This is a genomic window from Dysgonomonas sp. HDW5A (assembly GCF_011299555.1).
GTDB lineage: Bacteria > Bacteroidota > Bacteroidia > Bacteroidales > Dysgonomonadaceae > Dysgonomonas_A.
On the sequence record NZ_CP049857.1, the window covers coordinates 3,204,901 to 3,222,685 of the forward strand.

Annotated in this window: 16 protein-coding genes; 3 read left to right on the forward strand and 13 right to left on the reverse strand. The window is 37.1% G+C overall.

Annotated elements, in window-relative coordinates; translation table 11 throughout:
* Nucleotides 1–83: 83 nt before the first annotated feature.
* The 13 genes from G7050_RS13440 to lon form a co-directional block, all read right to left on the reverse strand.
* Complete coding sequence (locus G7050_RS13440) at nt 84–1,460, reverse strand: aminopeptidase C (protein WP_166116284.1); 1,377 nt, start codon at nt 1,458–1,460, stop codon at nt 84–86.
* A complete protein-coding gene (locus G7050_RS13445) occupies nt 1,457–2,506 on the reverse strand; it encodes an acyltransferase (RefSeq protein WP_166116286.1) in 1,050 nt (349 codons plus the stop codon). The genes G7050_RS13440 and G7050_RS13445 overlap by 4 nt, the downstream gene beginning before the upstream one ends.
* Before the next feature lie 17 nt (nt 2,507–2,523).
* Nucleotides 2,524–4,320: a hypothetical protein gene (locus tag G7050_RS13450; protein WP_166116288.1), complete on the reverse strand. Its 1,797-nt coding sequence runs from the start codon at nt 4,318–4,320 to the stop codon at nt 2,524–2,526.
* 128 nt (nt 4,321–4,448) lie between these two features.
* A complete protein-coding gene (gene recO / locus G7050_RS13455) occupies nt 4,449–5,171 on the reverse strand; it encodes a DNA repair protein RecO (protein WP_166116290.1) in 723 nt (240 codons plus the stop codon).
* Between the two features lie 108 nt (nt 5,172–5,279).
* Entirely contained in the window at nt 5,280–5,951 is a 672-nt protein-coding gene (locus G7050_RS13460; protein ID WP_166116293.1) for an OmpA family protein, read from the reverse strand.
* A gap of 26 nt (nt 5,952–5,977) precedes the next feature.
* Entirely contained in the window at nt 5,978–6,307 is a 330-nt protein-coding gene (locus G7050_RS13465) for a hypothetical protein (protein ID WP_166116296.1), read from the reverse strand.
* A 96-nt stretch (nt 6,308–6,403) separates the two neighbouring features.
* Nucleotides 6,404–8,842: a type I DNA topoisomerase gene (gene topA / locus G7050_RS13470; RefSeq protein WP_166116298.1), complete on the reverse strand. Its 2,439-nt coding sequence runs from the start codon at nt 8,840–8,842 to the stop codon at nt 6,404–6,406.
* A gap of 272 nt (nt 8,843–9,114) precedes the next feature.
* Nucleotides 9,115–10,065: a glycosyltransferase family 2 protein gene (locus G7050_RS13475; RefSeq protein ID WP_166116300.1), complete on the reverse strand. Its 951-nt coding sequence runs from the start codon at nt 10,063–10,065 to the stop codon at nt 9,115–9,117.
* Between the two features lie 3 nt (nt 10,066–10,068).
* On the reverse strand, nt 10,069–10,587 hold the full coding sequence (locus tag G7050_RS13480) for a DUF4199 domain-containing protein (protein ID WP_166116303.1): 519 nt from the start codon (nt 10,585–10,587) through the stop codon (nt 10,069–10,071).
* Between the two features lie 140 nt (nt 10,588–10,727).
* Nucleotides 10,728–11,816, reverse strand: coding sequence for a GyrI-like domain-containing protein (locus tag G7050_RS13485; protein WP_255499149.1), 1,089 nt, complete (start codon nt 11,814–11,816; stop codon nt 10,728–10,730).
* Nucleotides 11,817–11,915: 99 nt separating this feature from the next.
* A complete protein-coding gene (locus G7050_RS13490) occupies nt 11,916–12,185 on the reverse strand; it encodes a zinc ribbon domain-containing protein (RefSeq protein WP_166116305.1) in 270 nt (89 codons plus the stop codon).
* A gap of 131 nt (nt 12,186–12,316) precedes the next feature.
* Nucleotides 12,317–12,769 carry a GNAT family N-acetyltransferase gene (locus G7050_RS13495; protein ID WP_166116308.1) on the reverse strand — a complete coding sequence of 151 codons (453 nt, stop codon included), beginning with the start codon at nt 12,767–12,769 and terminating at the stop codon, nt 12,317–12,319.
* A 71-nt stretch (nt 12,770–12,840) separates the two neighbouring features.
* Nucleotides 12,841–15,324, reverse strand: a complete 2,484-nt coding sequence (gene lon / locus G7050_RS13500; RefSeq protein ID WP_166116310.1) for an endopeptidase La — start codon at nt 15,322–15,324, stop codon at nt 12,841–12,843.
* A gap of 174 nt (nt 15,325–15,498) precedes the next feature.
* Between lon and G7050_RS13505 the strand changes: the two genes are divergently transcribed.
* The 3 genes from G7050_RS13505 to G7050_RS13515 all read left to right on the forward strand — a co-directional run bounded on the left by G7050_RS13505 (nt 15,499) and on the right by G7050_RS13515 (nt 17,758).
* On the forward strand, nt 15,499–16,212 hold the full coding sequence (locus G7050_RS13505; RefSeq protein ID WP_166116312.1) for a tRNA1(Val) (adenine(37)-N6)-methyltransferase: 714 nt from the start codon (nt 15,499–15,501) through the stop codon (nt 16,210–16,212).
* 91 nt (nt 16,213–16,303) lie between these two features.
* Nucleotides 16,304–16,723 carry a hydroxyisourate hydrolase gene (gene uraH, locus G7050_RS13510; protein ID WP_166116314.1) on the forward strand — a complete coding sequence of 140 codons (420 nt, stop codon included), beginning with the start codon at nt 16,304–16,306 and terminating at the stop codon, nt 16,721–16,723.
* A gap of 276 nt (nt 16,724–16,999) precedes the next feature.
* A complete protein-coding gene (locus G7050_RS13515; protein ID WP_166116316.1) occupies nt 17,000–17,758 on the forward strand; it encodes an SDR family NAD(P)-dependent oxidoreductase in 759 nt (252 codons plus the stop codon).
* Nucleotides 17,759–17,785 lie beyond the last annotated feature (27 nt).

Consider the following 17,785-nt stretch of genomic DNA (forward strand, 5'->3'; position numbering starts at 1 on the left):
TGAGTACAGAGATTGATCTGTTATTAAGATAAATAAAGCCGATTCATTATGAATCGGCTTTATTATTTAAAAAGTCAGAGACTTTAATTCATATAATCCCACATGGGTAATTGTATGGGTTTTTGATTCAAACTTTCGATTGCTTTTGCATCCAAATATCTACGATGAATAACCAAGCGGAACATATATTCGTTAAACCAATTATCAGTAAAAGTCAGGTATCCGTTATTTCCGGCATTTGCTCCCCAGCTATTTTCAAACTCCCATTTTATCGGATTATCATTATTATCCGTATCGCAACCTATGAGGAGCATGGCGTGGCTCGATCCGCTTTGGCGAGTCAATATACGTGCCTTTTTATCCATATTGATTTTTACACCGAATAACGATTGGTAGTCATACATGTCAGGATCCATTATACCTGTCTCTCTGTTATGCTGTTTGCCTACATCGCACGAAGCATACATTGCCTCATTATTCTTAATGGAAGCTAAGGCTGCTTTCTTTATATCCTCATTCGGTAGATTTAGATATACCCAATTGATGCCTTCAACGGTATTTCTGTAATTTTTGATCTCATATACTTTGTAGTATTTGCGAGTTGGGTCATTCATAATCATGATATAATTCTCAGGACTATAATCAGCAGGAGTTATTTCATTATAAAACTCTTTTGGTGTATATTGTTTTTCTTCAATCTTACCTGTTTTAGTTTTATATCTCCATGTGAATTGTGTAGGAGGCTCACCTAGGCATAAAGCCAGCATGCGATACACATCTTTGAGGATAGCTTGTTTTTCTGATCTTAACTCTTTCTCCTTCTTGCCGCTTGCTGCCAGTTCTCGGAGATTATATCCCCCCATGCGTAGTCTCTCATTAATCAGAGAAATCATCTGACCGGTACTGTTCGAATGGGCCGTTTCGGGCATAACGGCATCCGGTACAACCCCGTATTTCAGGGCGGCATTATAGTATAAATTCCAAACACCACCATCACCTACAGGCGATTTGAAGAATTCAACAACCTCTCTGTCATCAATCGGATTCGATGCTGTTGCAATTATATTTTCGAGATATAAATTTGCTTTTTCGAATATATCCCAGAAATATAAGTAGTTGTGTGAAAAATCGAAGTTGTCAATATTATATTTCGCCATAATCGAAGGTCGAAGTACATTCATCGAAGTGAACATCCAGCAACGCCCCGAGCTTTTCTGATTGGTAATACCCTTTACCGCTACACGGTATTTGAATAGGTGATCTAACTGCGATTGTAGATCGTGATTCAGTGCATTATCTTTGATACTGCTTTGGGTGGTAAGGATGTTTTGAATGGCTGTAGTAGAAGCGTCTTTCTTGAAACTACCTCTGATTTCTTGCAAATCTTTTTCCGTTACAGTTTGAGAAAAAGCCGAAGCGGAGGTCAGAAACATCGCACAGGCGAGTAATTTTATTTTCATGATCGTATGTTTAGGTCGTATTTGCTTATTTTTTTTTCTATGATGTTTACTATAGGAGTACATATTAATTGACGTATTTTTTCTATGCCCAAGCATATCACAAAGACTGCAATAGAGAAGAGTATTAGTAAGCCTATCAATAATATATAATTTTCTCGATATAGATTGGTAAGGTTTTGTATAGCTTCCTCTAAAAAAATCTTGCGTATCAAATAATGATTGTGAATCAAATATACACCAAATGCAAGAGGTGCTAATGTATTAATCGCATTACTTGAAATTTTCAGATTCTTAAAAGTAAAGAATAAGCCAATGGCGGCAAGAATCAAAAATGGATTATTGTATCGGTTTCCGGGTTCTATCATTTTACCCATTTCCATATTAAAGAATAAAGTTACACCGAAAATAAGTAATGATGCAGCCAAGTATATTAAAAAGGGCTTTTTAATGAGGATTTGATATTTGTTGATGTAGCGAGCCAGAACATAAATGGTTATAAAGTTATAGATCGAATAACCATCTCCCGAAATATATGTATTATTGAATATAAAGCCGGAGAAACAATTGAGAAATAACATTCCTGCCAGAATTATAGTCATTTGTTTTTTGTTGAAATACTCTATTGAATGATTCAGCAGAGGGGCAATAAATAATAACGCAATATAAGCAGTGAGGAACCACCAGGTTCCATAGGTAAGACTGCTCGATATGGGGAAAACAGCTTCCACATAATCACGAATCTCAGGTTTATAGCCCAATAATATGGCAATGATTAAAATACCAACAGAATAAAATAATGCTTGTATGACTAATGATATTATAGTCTTGGATTTGAATCTCACGCCGAAATACCCCGATATAAAAACAAAACAGTTTACACCTACAAAAAACAGGCTGGTTAACAATAGTTCGGATATGTACAATCCGGTGTTATTTATATTATTATGCAATTCGAGCCGAAATACATGCAGCATTACGATCATAAGCATGAGAACCAACCGGAGTAGTTCGATATTCGAAGAACGTGTTTTTGTATCCGTATTCATATTTTTGGTTTTATGCCTTATAGTCCGGTAATACCCATTTTTTTCATCAGGAAGCAAGCATTCATGTTCTGAGCTACACCTTCACGTATTTTATAGGAGAAGGTCAATTGATCGTTGGTTATATCTGCTTCAAAGCGGTAATCTTTTACATTGTCAGGATATTCCTGTTCCAGGTTTCCAAGCAGTAGATCGTGAGTGGCTATGATACCATTTCCGTTGAGCGATATCAGCTGCTTCATCAAAGCCATCGAGCCCTTTTGCTTATCCTCCGAATTGGTTCCTTTCAGTATTTCATCTAAAATAATAAATAATTCTTCACCTGCTTGCAAACGGTCTATAATCATCTTCAAACGTTTCAATTCGGCAAAGAAGTAAGATTCATTATCAGCCAGAGAATCGGCAGTGCGAAGATTAGTTACCAACCGACATGGGTAAAAAGTCAATGATTCGGCACATACAGGCACTCCTGCACAAGCCATCGTATGATTGATACCGATGGTACGCAGGTAGGTACTTTTGCCTGCCATATTGGCTCCTGTGATTACTAAAAAGAAAGGAGTCTTGGATATATTGACATCATTGCGTACACAAGTATCTCTATGCAACATGGGATGTCCCAAAGCTTTGCCTTCGAATATAAATTTATCGGCAACTTGCGGATAGGTATAATCGGGATGGTTAAATGCGAAAATCCCCATAGATACGAGCATATCAAATTGGGCAATAGCTTCGAACCATTGTGCTATTTCCGATTTATACTTTTCAGTCCATTGCTCCACTTTAATTGCATATTTCACATTCCAAAGCAGATAGGGATTGAACAGCATCAAGACTGGAAATGTATATGATACTGTCAGATTATTATGGTATGATTTCAGTTGATTTATAGCATATGAGGCATTGGCCACACCTTTTAATTGAGATTGAATATTCTTCAGCTTATCAGATTGAACGTTTTCATCTTCAATGATTTTGAATAGCTTGGAATATGTATCCAATACTTTCGATTTTTCATTGAAAGTTTCCATAATCTGCATCACTTTTTTGCCGGGAACGAAGCTTATTCCTAATGTGAGGATATATACTATCGAATAATATCCGCCTGCCATCATATCGAAATATACAAGTAATCCAAATAGGATATGGATGAGGGGCATGATGTAAACCATACTTTTCCATAAGATACTGTTCTTTAATATGGGAGCACGTTTAAATGATGCCGAAAAATCTTTCGAGTTTAGGCTGTCGGCTTCGCTCATTTGACCTATTGCTCTGAAATGAGACAGTAGCTTACCTTTTTGTTTAAGCTCTTTTACTGCTTGCTGTTGGTCTAAGATATCTTTCTTATTTTCGAAAGGATGTATGAATATATTGGCAAGTGTATCTTTTCCGAATGAAGTAACGGTGCGATTTATAGACTGAAAGAAGGATCTTTTACCAAATAAATCGAGATCGAGACTAAAACTATGTTCAGCATCTGTTTTTTCGGGAGCTCCATCGAATGCTGAAAAGTCGTAATTAATACCTTTCAACTCGTTTTGAGCATTTGTTATTTGTTGTTCGCAATAACTCTTTTTTATGAACAGTCGGTTATGGTATTTCATCAATGCCAGAAATGCAACGAAAAATATAATAATAGAAGCAATAACGATTGAAGTGTCTCCCCATAAAATATATGCACAAACTACGGCAGCTATCGCAATAATCAATCGTATGGTTCCTACCCAAAATATTACTTTCTTTAATTGGTCTGATTCTCCTTGATATTTGGTGATAATATTAGAATAATAAGATTCTATTTCGTTGATATTCATTGTGTAATTTGTTTATATCTTTTTGTTTTTTTTATCAGATGTTTATTTAAGTATCTTCAAGTATCTTTTATAGTTATATCTGTCTCTTATTGTCATTCTCAGCCAAAGCTATAAAAAGCTCGATGAGTTTAAAATAATTCGTGTAAAATATCCAGTGATTTGAGTGGCTGAAAATCATGTAAATGAATACGGTAATATTCGAGCATACGGTTTATAATGTTCTGACGATCTTGTCTCGAAAATAAAAATAGGTGCATATTTTCGTATCCTATTCTTGATAAAAGCGATAGAACTTGGCTGTCTACTTTATTTACATAGTGATTGTGTAACGGCTGATGGGTTACAAATATACCGTTCAGCATGTCAAAGTAATCATTGGGGTGATAATCTTCCAGATTAGGATAGAAACCCAGAAAGCGTGTCAGCTTCAGCATAAATACCAGATGATAATTTGCCAGACCTTTTTCGCTCTCTTCCAATACCTGTATCGAATGGCTCAGATAATTATATATGATCTCGTACTCATCAGTATCTCTTAATATTCGGCTTAGGAATTCTGATAAAAACAATACAATGGATGTTTTAACCATATTTCCTGAAATTGAATACAAAGGGTATAGTATATGAGCCTCTCGTATACGCTGAATATCGCGTGATGCCTGATGCTCGGTCTCCATATCGAGTATCGACAAGGGGGCGAAAAGAGACTTCTGTACTTTGGTCGATTTGCTTCGTGACTTGGGAACCATGTATGTAACCCGGCCAAAAGCATTCGTATATACGGTGGCAAGCAGATACTTGTCGTTGTAATTAATTGTACTGAGTACTATGGCTTGGGTCTTATGCAGCATGGACTGAAAAAATACTTATCTTACAAATTTACTCATTTTGGTAGACGAAAAAAATCCCTGATGTAATTAACATCAGGGATTTTGTATTATTGTGTGATAAATATCGAATTATTTACCTGCTTCAGCGTCTCTAATCATTTTTTCGTTAGGGTGGATGTATACTTCCACACGACGGTTTTGAGCTCTTCCATCAACTGTACTATTGCTGGCTACCGGATTTGAAGAACCCATACCTGCCGAAGTCATACGGTTTCCGGCAACACCTTGTTGTAAAAGGAAGTTGTAAACGGCTTGAGCACGTTTTTCAGATAATGGATTATTTATTGCATCAGAACCGGTATTGTCAGTATAACCAGTAATTTGTATGTCTGTATCAGGGTGAGCTTTCAATGATGCAGCAAATTGGCTAAGTGAATTTTGAGATGCAGAGTTTAATGAGCTAGAGTTAGTTGCAAATAAAATACCCGATTCGAAAGTAACTTTAATTGCTTGTCCGTCATTAACAGACTCTACCTGAGCTCCGTTTATAGATTCTAATTCTTTTTTCTGTTGATCCATTTTGTTTCCGATGATAGCACCTGCTCCACCACCAACAACAGCACCTATACCGGCACCCCAGGCAGCACCTTTGCCACCGCCTATAAGAGCTCCAATACCAGCACCTAGTGCACCACCTGCGCCTGCACCTACACCTGTTCCTTTAACTGTATTACTAGCACCGCAGCTTGATAATAATAATGCTGCAGAAAGAGCTAATGCTCCAAAAACGTTTCTGTTCATAATCAAAATATTTTATTTTAATTCTTTTATTCGAAAAGGTTGATAGACTCGCAATATGCAAGCTCTCCCTGTATAATAAAGGTTATCTCATCTGCTGAGAACTCCTTTAACTTATCCTTTTTAGTGTTTTTTAAAACAAATTCGGTCAATTCGTCTTCATCAATATCTATAATTTCATCATCAGACGAACTTTCGTTAAGTAGCCCTTTGTCTTCGTAAAACTCGTATATAATATCAATGATATAATTTATTTCATCATTTGAAAATTTGCCTTTGAACTCTTGAGGAAGAAAGTTCTGTATAAATTTTACAGCATCATCTTCGTCATAACCAATTGGATCTACTTCAGCACTCATGTGATAGTTATGTTTTAATTTTTAATCTCTAGTATTATAATAACAATTGATAATAGTCAATGTTCATTTAATAGTAATATTGCCGAAGTACGAAGCTTACTTTTTAGCCGCTTTAGTTTTTTTCTCTTTCGCTTCTTCTTCCAATACCTTTTTTTTCTTCTCCGAAACTTTGGTCTTTTTCTTTTCTTTCTTTTCTACCTTAGTTTTGGTTTTGCTTTTAGTAGTTTTAATTATTTCCATACACTCTTTTAGTGTAAGAGCGGCTGCATCTACTGTTTTTGCTATTTTGTAGTTTTTATCCTTATACGCAATGTACGGACCATAACGACCATTCAGTATCTGAACTTCGTCTTTACCGTCTTTGCCTTCTTTACCTTCGAAAATTTTGATAACTTTTTCTCTGTCTTGTTTTCTTTTTTCTTCGATAATGGCAATAGCTTCCTCCTGCGTTACCGTATATGGATCGACATCTTTTGGTAATGATATAAATTTACCGTCGAACTTAACATAAGGTCCGAATTTACCGATTGAAGCCAATAATTCCTTCTCTTCGTATTCACCGATAAAACGAGGTAAGTCAAAAAGTTTAATAGCTTCTTCTATCGTAATTGTTCCTAATGACTGTCCTTTACGAAGTGATACAAATCGGGGCTTTTCTTCATCATCCTGAGTTCCTAGTTGAATCATTGGACCAAAACGACCTATTTTTGCCGAAATTTGTTTACCTGTTTTAGGGTCTGTACCCAAAACACGCTCACCTACTTTATGATCTTCGTGTGTGTTGAGTGCCTCCTCTACTACGGGGTGAAATTTCTTATAGAATCTATCTATAAGGTCAGTCCACACTTCTGCACCAACAGCCACATAGTCAAATTCTTTTTCGACATCAGCCGTAAAGTTGTAATCGAGGATACGAGGGAAAAATTCGGTCAGATAATCATTCACAACCATTCCTGTATCGGTTGGCTTCAGTTTGTTTTTATCTGCTCCCGTTTTTTCGGTTTTAATCGCATCGGTAATTTTGCCTTTCTTCAATTGCAAAACATTAAAATTGCGATCGGTACCTTCTATATTTGTTTTTTCAACATATTCTCTGTTCTGAATAGTAGATATCGTAGGGGCGTAAGTCGATGGGCGACCAATACCCAGTTCTTCGAGCTTTCTAACCAAAGATGCTTCCGAATATCGGGCAGGACGCTGTGTAAATCGCTCGGTAGCTGTCGATTCTTTCAAATCCAATATGTCTTTTCTCTTGATTGGAGGTAACAGAGTATTTTCTTCTCCATCCAGAGATTCATCATCTGTACTTTCGAGATACACGCGAAGAAATCCGTCAAAGGTGATAACCTCACCGCTTGAAACGAATTTTAAATCTTCGTCATCAAAAATATTTATGGTAACAGTTGTTCTTTCTAGTTCGGCATCAGCCATCTGAGAAGCAATTGTTCTTTTCCAGATAAGTTCGTATAATTTTTGCTCTTGCGAAGTGCCCGTTGTTTGGTGGGCATTCATATAAGTTGGACGTATAGCCTCGTGAGCCTCTTGTGCACCTTTAGCTTTGGTCGAAAATTGTCTGGTTTTTATATACTTTTTACCATATGCATCTCCAATCTCAGCTTTTGAAGCATTGATAGCCAGACTCGAAAGGTGTACCGAGTCGGTACGCATATAGGTAATCTTTCCAGATTCGTATAATTTTTGTGCTACCGACATCGTTTGCGCAACAGAAAAGCCTAATTTACGGGCTGCCTCCTGTTGAAGTGTAGATGTGGTAAATGGGGCTGCAGGCGATTTTTTTGCGGGTTTAGTGATAACACTATCTATCGTAAAATCTTGAATGCCTTTCAGCCTGTTTAAAAACTCAAGAGCTTCTTCTTTTGTTTTTAAACGTTTATTTAGTTCTGCATTTATTTGATAAGGCGTGTTATCAGCTTCTTTTTTAGAGAAGGTTGCCTGTACGCGGTACGAAGCCTCGCTTTGGAATGCATCGATTTCACGTTCCCTTTCGGTAATTAGTCGAACGGCTACCGATTGTACACGTCCGGCCGAAAGAGCCGGTTTGATTTTTCGCCACAATATAGGCGATAATTCAAAACCAACAATACGATCGAGTACACGACGTGCTTGTTGAGCGTTTACTAAATCTCTGTTTATTCGACGGGGATTTTCTATTGCATGGAATATTGCATTCTTGGTTATTTCATGAAAAGCAATTCGGTGATACTGCTTGTCACGCAATCCTAATGTTTCGTATAAATGCCAAGATATGGCTTCTCCCTCGCGGTCTTCATCGGATGCCAACCATACAACGTCAGCTTTATTTACCGCAGCTTGGAGTTCGGATACCAATTTTTCTTTATCTGCCGGTACTTCGTATAGAGGTCTGTAGCTGTTAGCTAAATCAATACCCAAGTCTTTTTTCTTCAGGTCGCGGATATGTCCGTAACTGGACATTACTTTGTAATCCTTGCCTAAAAACTTTTCTATTGTTTTGGCTTTAGCCGGAGATTCCACTATAACTAAATTTTTCTGCATTCGTTGTTATTTTTTTGTATTCATACAATCAAACGGCAAAAGTAATCAAATTGTTTATTATATAAGCCGTTTTTTCGTTTTTGTAAAAGACCTGCGTGCCATCCCTGCCTATTAACATCATTTTGTTTTCATCAATCAGGTAGTGTTTCGGTATACATTTACAGTTCGGTCAAAGATCTGTAATGTGAGCTGTTTATCGCTGTATTTCTCATGTGAGAATGGCGTAATTGCTCTGTTATTTCAGTTATCGACGCAATAAAATATAGGCGACTTTATAATATCTCGGTTTCTATTTTATAATCATTACGTCCAGCCGAATTGCGAGAAATCAGTTCACCAATAAATCCGGCAAGAAATAGTTGAGTACCCAATATCATTGTTGTAAGAGATATATAAAAGTAAGGCGAATCGGTTACTAACGAATAGGGATGCCCATGTGTCATTGCATACATTTTAGATGCTCCGATTGAAATAACGGTAATTAGTCCGATAAAGAACATAAAGCTTCCCAATAATCCGAAGAAGTGCATCGGTTTGCGTCCGAAAGTAGACAGGAACCACAATGTGAGTAGATCAAGGTAACCGTTAAAGAAACGGTTTATACCGAATTTGCTACTACCGTATTTACGTGATTGATGTTGTACTTCCTTTTCTCCTATACGTTTAAAACCTGCAATCTTAGCAAGGTAGGGTATGTAACGATGCATATCGTTATATACTTCTATGTTTTTAACGACGTCTTTTCTATAAGCTTTCAACCCGCAATTAAAATCGTGTAATTGAATACCCGATACTTTGCGTGCTGTGGCGTTAAATAATTTGGTGGGTAATGTTTTGGTTATCGGATCGTATCTTTTCTTTTTCCATCCTGATACCAAATCGTATTTTTCGTTGATAATCATGTCATACAGTGCCGGAATTTCTTCGGGACTGTCTTGCAGATCGGCATCCATGGTGATGATAACATCTCCCTGTGCAATTTCGAAGGCACAGTGCAGAGCCGGCGATTTGCCATAATTACGACGAAATTTAATACCCTTTACGTGTGGTGACTTTTCTCTCAATTGAGTAATTACCTGCCACGATGTGTCTGTACTCCCGTCATCCACAAATATAACTTCGTACGAAAAGTTGCGTTCCTGCATTACACGTTCTATCCAATTGTATAGTTCGGGTAACGATTCATCTTCGTTATATAAAGGGATAACAATCGATAAGTCCATAGATTATATATTTTGATGTGGATTGTTTTTCTGGCGTGAAGCAAAATAGCCGAGTACTAAAGCCAGAAACATTCCTATGATCATATTTTGAAAAACAATAGCAAAGATATAATAGAGCCCTCCATAAGAAAGAACTGTTTTTGAGTATATATCGGGCAGATGCATTTTGCTTATTACATCATATATTTGCTCATTCATTTGTGTAACTAACCCGGGATTGATGACCAAGAGGTGTAGGCTGGTTATTACCGATTCGATGAGTGACGCAAGTAGAAAAATCAAAAGAATGAATAGAATTGCTTCACCGTAGAGAATGTTTCCTCCTTTATCCTTATCTCTGTATCTGCAAATTAGCATATAGGTGAGCACGGGAGTTACTATACCCAAAATGCTATTGATATATTTACTTATTTCGGTGTATTCGCCGCCTATGACAAACAAATATTTGAACACCCAGAATAATCCCAATGGGATAGCATAATTCATGGCAGTAGATACCATGCTGTTTTTATTTTCGCTCATAATCTTTGTTAACCATCCATGTAATGACAGTGCGAAAGTAGCAAAAAAAGAGTAGATACAAACAAAGAGATATTTTTCGTTTTACTTTTTTAAGGTCTCAGACCTTTTTATTGCTTTGAGAAGCGTAGCGGTAATCTTATTTATTTTAGTGATACAGGTATGTATATTTCGGTAACGGTGTCTTCGGCTTTTACCTTATCGGGGTCGCTTACATATTTTTCAAAGAAAGTTGCTTGTCTTAAACGGTAATCGGAAGAGGGTAGCCACCCGAACCATATATTTTTATAGTATTCATTTAATCCGCTGTATGATCCCATGTGCGTAAAGATGGCGTATAATCCGCCTTTTATATTTTTGCAGCCTATTTTTCCTATGGGACCGATTGGTTTGTCAATTGTCAAACAGGCATAGAAGCGGCATTTATTGGTTTGTGTTGTATTAGGATCATCAAGGCTAATGCCTAGCCATTCGTTTGGCTTTTGTAGCAGATCATTATCTGCGGCAAAATGATTCAGTTCGCTCCATGCTTTATCGTACACTTCTTTGGTTCCATAGGGAGCAATAACTCTTATGTAAATAATGTTTTTGGGTGCGATCTCACAAATCTGAGGAGATAGTTGGTTCTGACTGTAATCTCTTGTTTCGGTTGATGCCAGTTTATACATACTGGGAGGTGTTCCAAAATGTTTCTTGAAAGCTTTAGATAAGGCCTGTTCAGAGTTGTAACCTGTTTTTTCGGCTAGTATATTGAGGCTTAAATCTGTTGTTTTGAGCTTTCCGGCTACATATTCCAACCGTAAACGCTGTACATATTCGCCCAGATTTTCGCCAATGATGGCTTTAAATATGCGGTGAAAATGAAAAGGCGATACATTGGCTATTTGGGATAGGGTAGCGAGGTCGGGTTTTTCGTTCAAATGCTCATTGATGTAATCGAGCACTTTATTGATCGACTTATGATATTCTTTTTGCGTGTTTTCTTTTTGTGCCCACCGTTTCAGTGTGGGAAGTTTTTGCCTCAGATGCGTTACGGCTTCATTCTGGGAAATGTCGGTCATATATTTTGCACAAAGCTCAACCATTTCGTCCATTGTTGAATCGGATGTGAATTGACCGTCTTTAAAACAGTACTGGCAGTAGTCTTTTACTCTGATACCTTTTTTATCGGTTCCGAATTCATTTAATTGATGCAGTGGCATTCCACAACTTTGGCAAATAGTATATTCCATAGAATTTCAAAAAATAAAAAGTATCATCTATACAGTAGGGGCGTATAATTATACGCCCACTCATTTCTCGTGCGAATGATTATTCGCATTTACTTTTATTTAGCTTTTCCAGCGTAAAAGGGTAGGGAAGTGCTGCTTCATGCCGGCAATAGCTTCTTCTTTTGTGTATTTGATATCTGAGTCTTTGTTAAACTCATCTACATACTCAGCACATTTCAAAATCATTTCATCCATCGTTACATCTGCTGTAAATTCTCCGTCTTTATAGCAATAACTGCAATAGGTAGTATTTACTGATCCGTCTTTGTTTGTGCTGTTAAATTCTGCAGACATTGGCATACCGCAGCTTTGGCAAAAAGTTTGTTCCATGATGTTAATTATTAGTTGTTTATATTCGAAAGCAAAGATAGGGATATCTTGTTTTGGTTTACTTATCCAATCTTGCTAAAAAAGAAAAAGGCAGATGTTTTACTATCTGCCTTTTGTCTGTTATCTGTATTTTATTGTAACGATTTACTCATACAAATGCTTTCGGGATTGTCTGCATATTGTCCGTAATTGGGTATCTGGCTGTAGCCCATCTTTTTGTACAGATGTATGGCTTCAATCATTTTATAACCTGTTTCGAGAACCGTATCCAAAAAACCTTTCTCCTTAGCCCACGATTCTATTTCCGAGAGCATCTTTTGTGCAATACCATTTCCTCTGTATTCAGTATCTAGGTACATCCGTTTTACTTCTACCGTTTTATTCTCAAATGCTTTGAAACAACAGCATCCCACTGCTTTGTCGTTCCAATAGGCTATTACAACGGTTTCGATAAAAGGTATCTTGTTGTAAATATTATACTGAAATTGTGTATCGCCATTGCGAATGCTTAATTCACTATCGAGTTTACAAATCAGTTCTCTGAAATCGCTGTTTTCGCTATCGGTTCTTACCAGTTCAAGCATACTTATAGATACTGTATTTCAATGTGACAACAATACTTACCAAAGTATATGAAATAAAAAGGTCTGTAATTTTAATTGCTTTTCTTCTCAGTTTCTTTTATTTCGAAACTTAGAGGATTTTTTACTTTATCCTTAAGAAGAGCAATATCCAAAACCTCCGATATATCAGAAACATAATGAAAAGTAAGTCCTTTCAGATAAAGTTCTTTTATTTCCTCTATATCCTTTTGATTCTCTTTACACAGAATGATCTCTTTGATGCCGGCACGTTTAGCAGCCAATATCTTTTCGCGGATACCACCCACAGGAAGCACTTTTCCCCGAAGGGTAATTTCGCCTGTCATAGCCAAATTAGATCTCACCTTACGTTGTGTAAACGCCGAAGCCAGAGATGTTACCATCGTAATACCGGCAGAAGGTCCGTCCTTAGGAATAGCACCTTCGGGTACATGCACGTGTACATTCCAGTTTTCGAGCACACTATCGTCAATGCCTAATCTTTGATTATGAGAATGTATGTATTCGAGAGCCAGCATTGCCGATTCTTTCATTACATCTCCTAAGTTTCCGGTAAGAGTCAGTTTGCTGCCTTTTCCTTTGCTTAGCGATGTTTCTATAAATAGAATCTCACCACCTACTGAAGTCCAAGCCAAGCCGGTTACAACCCCTGCATAATCGTTGCCTTGATATTCGTCTCTCGAAAATCTGTTTGCTCCCAGATAATCTTTCAGATTGGCTGCTTCTAGAATTTTAGGATATTCTTCTTTTAAAGCCACCTTCAGTGCTACTTTACGCATTATCTGAGCCAGAGTCTTGTCTAAAGATCTCACTCCCGATTCGCGTGTGTAATTTTCTATAATTTTCTCAATAGTCTTTTTAGGAATATCAATATCTTCCTTTTTCAGACCGTGATTTTCCAATTGTTTTGGTATAAGATGCTTACGTGCAATCTCTACTTTTTCTTCCATAATATATCCGCTGATATCGATCAACTCCATACGGTCGAGCAGAGGTTGTGATATTGCCGAAACATTATTGGCTGTTGCGATGAACAGAACTTTCGACAAATCGTAATCGATATTCAGATAATTGTCATGAAAAGCCGAGTTTTGTTCGGGATCAAGTACTTCCAGAAGAGCCGATGCGGGATCACCTCTAAAGTCGTTACCGATTTTATCTATTTCATCCAATACAAATACAGGGTTTGATGAACCTGCCTTTTGTATATTCTGAATGATACGTCCGGGCATAGCACCTATATAAGTACGGCGGTGTCCTCTGATTTCCGATTCGTCATGCAATCCGCCAAAAGATACTCTTACATACTTACGGTTGAGAGCTTCGGCTACAGATTTACCTAAAGACGTTTTACCTACTCCGGGAGGGCCGTACAGACAGATGATCGGAGACTTAAGGTCGCCTTTCAATTTCAATACCGCAAGATGCTCAATAATACGTTCCTTTACTTTTTCGAGTCCGAAGTGGTCTCTGTCGAGTACTTTTTGTGCATGTTTCAGGTTGAAGTTGTCTTTGGTATATTCGTTCCAAGGCAATTCCAACAGAGTTTGCAAATAAGTATATTGTGTAGAATAATCGGGTGACTGAGGGTGCAGACGTTCCAATTTCTTGATTTCTTTGTCTACGCTTTCAGCTACTTTCTCATCCCACTTTTTAGTCTTGATCTTTTCTTTCAGATCATCTATATCTGCTTGCTGAGGGTTGCCTCCCAATTCATCCTGAATAGTTTTGATCTGTTGTTGAAGAAAATATTCCTTTTGTTGCTGATTCAATTCCTCACGGGTTTTCATCTGGATATTCATTTTCATTTCCAGCATTTGAGTTTCCCTGTTCAATATCATCAACAAACGGTAAGCCCTGTTTTTATCATCATCGATATTGAGTAACTCTTGTTTCTCAGAACCGGGTACAGGCAGGTTTGTACAACAATAATTTACCAATAAAGGCGATTTCGAATTTTCGTTGAGCTTACTTACTAAATCCTTTGGAGGATCGCCGTACATACGTAGCATATGTATAGTCAAGTCGCGGATCGATTCTAAAAGTACTTGGTACTCTTTATCGTCTTTTTCGGCAATAGTTGTTTCCTTTAATGTATATTTAGCTTTCAGAAAGGGTTCGGTAGTGGTTATCTGATCTATTCTGAAACGTTTTTTACCCTGTAATATAACCGTAAGATTAGGATCGTTAGGTATATCTATTATGCGGATAACTTCTCCGATGACACCAATGTCATATAAGTCGTTTTGTTCGGGATCTTCCGTTTCTGCATCTTTCTGACAAACCAATCCTACTATGCCTTTTCCGTTTTTCAGGCTTTTTAGAGCCTTCAAAGATTTGGAGCGTGCTACAGTAATAGGAAGGCTGGTTCCGGGAAAGATGATTGTGTTTCGAAGAGCCAGAAGCGGAATTTCTTCTTTCAGATACTTTTCGTCAATATCAAAATCGATATTGCCTAATTCATCCGAAACGATAGAAATTACAGGCTCAGAGTTCCCGTCCATACTAAAAAAATCTCTGTCTTTATTGTCAAACATTGTATGTTATTTCGTTTTATCCTGTTATATTTCTTGTTTTTTGAGGTTTACAAAGTTAATAATAATGCCTAACTTTGTTTTACTATTTTTACTTTTACAAATACTGTGCCACTATAGTTTTAGAGAGCTGTTTCGGGCATTGGTGTTGCCAATTTGTCTTTAAGTTATTTATATATGTCCAATCCATACTTCAGTTTTAAAAAATTCACAGTTTATCACGACATATGTGCCATGAAAGTGGGAACTGATGGTGTATTGTTGGGGGCGTGGGTTAAATTAGGTAAAGTCAGGAGAGTTTTAGACGTAGGTACGGGCACGGGTTTGATTGCTCTAATGTTGTCTCAGCGTTCCGAAGGTTTCATATCAATTGATGCTATCGATATAGACGAAGATGCTGTATTGCAAACATCGGAAAATGTGGAGAGGGCATCTTTTCAGAATGTAAAGGCTATTCATTCTTCATTACAGGATTATGTTGAGAAATGCGATGCGAAATATGATATGATTGTTTCTAATCCTCCTTATTTTTCGTCTTCACTGCATTCGCCTGATGGGCAACGCACACTTGCAAGGCATACAAACTCGCTGCCAATGGTCGAATTTATGAATATTTCAGCTCGTTTATTATCTTCGGATGGTTATTTGTCACTTATATTTCCCTATGCTGAGAAAGATGTATTGATTGGTTTGGCTGAAAATGCAGGTTTATTTGTTTCCCGAATAACGAATGTTTATCCGATGCCTCATTTAAATGCTAAAAGAGTGTTACTCGAATTTTCTAAAGTGAAGCAGGACACTGAAATTGCAGATTTAATTATAGAGAAAGAACGTCATGTATATACTGATGATTTCACCGAGTTGGTGAAAGATTTTTACTTGAAATTATAATGAGTTCTTAAACTATATCAGTTAATCGTTGTTATGCTTGGATGTATAAAATAGTTTTAAGTTTTTAATCGATCAATTAAATAGTTCAATTATGAGAAATATCTTAGCTTTTATTTCAATATTGTTTTGTAGTTTTCAGTTATCAGCCCAAACTCAAAAATATCAATTGAGTACACATATTCTTGATATTACAACAGGTACGCCAAGTGCAAATGTTTTAGTGATGCTCGAAAAGCAAAATGACGAAGGCTCGGGATGGGAAAAGTTAGATGAGAAGAAAACAGACGAAAATGGTCGTATAGGTACATTTTTACTTTTGGATGAAAATTCAAAAGATAAAAATACAGGTGTATATCGTCTTACTTTTTTTACACGATCTTACTTTGAAAGTCGTGCCGTTAAGACTTTTTATCCTTTCGTGCAAGTGGTTTTCGAAATAGACGGTAATAGTCATTATCATGTTCCGATAACATTAAGTCCTTATGGATACTCTACTTACAGAGGTAGTTGATTGGTTGATCTGTATATGAATAAGTCCTTGATGTTGTAAAATGTCAAGGACTTTTTTTGTAGTATTTGTATTGAAGTCAATATTTTAGCGGATAGCTAGGTGAAGTTTGAATGTGCGTTTGTTTTTTTTATAGAATAGTTTTTCAGCCTGACGTCAAAATATCTTACCTTTAAGGGTTAGTAAGTATAATGAAGTACTTGTGCTACTATTTACAGATGTTTTGTTTATCAAAGTAATAAATAGTTCTGCGAACTTAGAATAAAAAAATAAGATTAGATGAAAAAGATTGCACTAATAACCGGAGCGACTTCCGGAATAGGAAAGGCTACAGCCGAAGTATTGGCTAAAAATGGTTTTGATATTATTATCACCGGACGTAGAAAAGAAAAACTGCTTGAGCTGGAAAAATTACTTCAAAATGAACATAAAGCCGAAGTGCTTTCTTTGGGGTTTGATGTACGTAATTATGCTGATGTTGAAAAGTATCTCGGCAATCTCCCCGAAAGATGGAAAAATATTGATGTACTGGTTAATAATGCTGGTCTTGCAGTTGGATTAAATTCTATTCAGGAAGGAGTTGTGGATGATTGGGAGCGGATGATTGATACGAATATCAAAGGTCTATTGTATGTGACACGTATCGTTTCGCCCGGTATGATCGAGCGTAAATCGGGGCATATTATTAATATAGGTTCTATTGCATCCCGAGAGGTATATGCCAATGGTGGAGTGTACTGTGCGACCAAACATGCTGTTAAGGCATTGTCTCAAGGTATGCGTTTAGATATGGTTAATTACGGTATTAAAGTGACCTTGGTTTCCCCGGGAGCTGTGGAGACCGAATTCTCTGTAGTTCGTTTCAAGGGAGATCAAAGTCGTGCAGATAAAGTCTATGACGGTTTTGTTCCTCTTCGAGCAGAAGATGTGGCAGATGCTATTTACTATGCAGTATCGGCTCCCGATCATGTGGATGTACAAGATGTATTGCTGATGGCAAAAGCACAAGCTTCGGCTACTGTGTTTCATAAAGAATAGTTTTCTCTGGAATTAGATCTGAAGAAT

Coding starts and splice junctions, on each gene's coding strand:
- G7050_RS13440 (WP_166116284.1), bottom strand. CDS start 1,460: ATGAAAATAAAATTACTCGCCTGTGCGATGTTTCTGACCTCCGCTTCG.
- G7050_RS13445 (WP_166116286.1), bottom strand. CDS start 2,506: ATGAATACGGATACAAAAACACGTTCTTCGAATATCGAACTACTCCGG.
- G7050_RS13450 (WP_166116288.1), bottom strand. CDS start 4,320: ATGAATATCAACGAAATAGAATCTTATTATTCTAATATTATCACCAAA.
- recO (WP_166116290.1), bottom strand. CDS start 5,171: ATGCTGCATAAGACCCAAGCCATAGTACTCAGTACAATTAATTACAAC.
- G7050_RS13460 (WP_166116293.1), bottom strand. CDS start 5,951: ATGAACAGAAACGTTTTTGGAGCATTAGCTCTTTCTGCAGCATTATTA.
- G7050_RS13465 (WP_166116296.1), bottom strand. CDS start 6,307: ATGAGTGCTGAAGTAGATCCAATTGGTTATGACGAAGATGATGCTGTA.
- topA (WP_166116298.1), bottom strand. CDS start 8,842: ATGCAGAAAAATTTAGTTATAGTGGAATCTCCGGCTAAAGCCAAAACA.
- G7050_RS13475 (WP_166116300.1), bottom strand. CDS start 10,065: ATGGACTTATCGATTGTTATCCCTTTATATAACGAAGATGAATCGTTA.
- G7050_RS13480 (WP_166116303.1), bottom strand. CDS start 10,587: ATGAGCGAAAATAAAAACAGCATGGTATCTACTGCCATGAATTATGCT.
- G7050_RS13485 (WP_255499149.1), bottom strand. CDS start 11,816: ATGGAATATACTATTTGCCAAAGTTGTGGAATGCCACTGCATCAATTA.
- G7050_RS13490 (WP_166116305.1), bottom strand. CDS start 12,185: ATGGAACAAACTTTTTGCCAAAGCTGCGGTATGCCAATGTCTGCAGAA.
- G7050_RS13495 (WP_166116308.1), bottom strand. CDS start 12,769: ATGCTTGAACTGGTAAGAACCGATAGCGAAAACAGCGATTTCAGAGAA.
- lon (WP_166116310.1), bottom strand. CDS start 15,324: ATGTTTGACAATAAAGACAGAGATTTTTTTAGTATGGACGGGAACTCT.
- G7050_RS13505 (WP_166116312.1), top strand. CDS start 15,499: ATGTCCAATCCATACTTCAGTTTTAAAAAATTCACAGTTTATCACGAC.
- uraH (WP_166116314.1), top strand. CDS start 16,304: ATGAGAAATATCTTAGCTTTTATTTCAATATTGTTTTGTAGTTTTCAG.
- G7050_RS13515 (WP_166116316.1), top strand. CDS start 17,000: ATGAAAAAGATTGCACTAATAACCGGAGCGACTTCCGGAATAGGAAAG.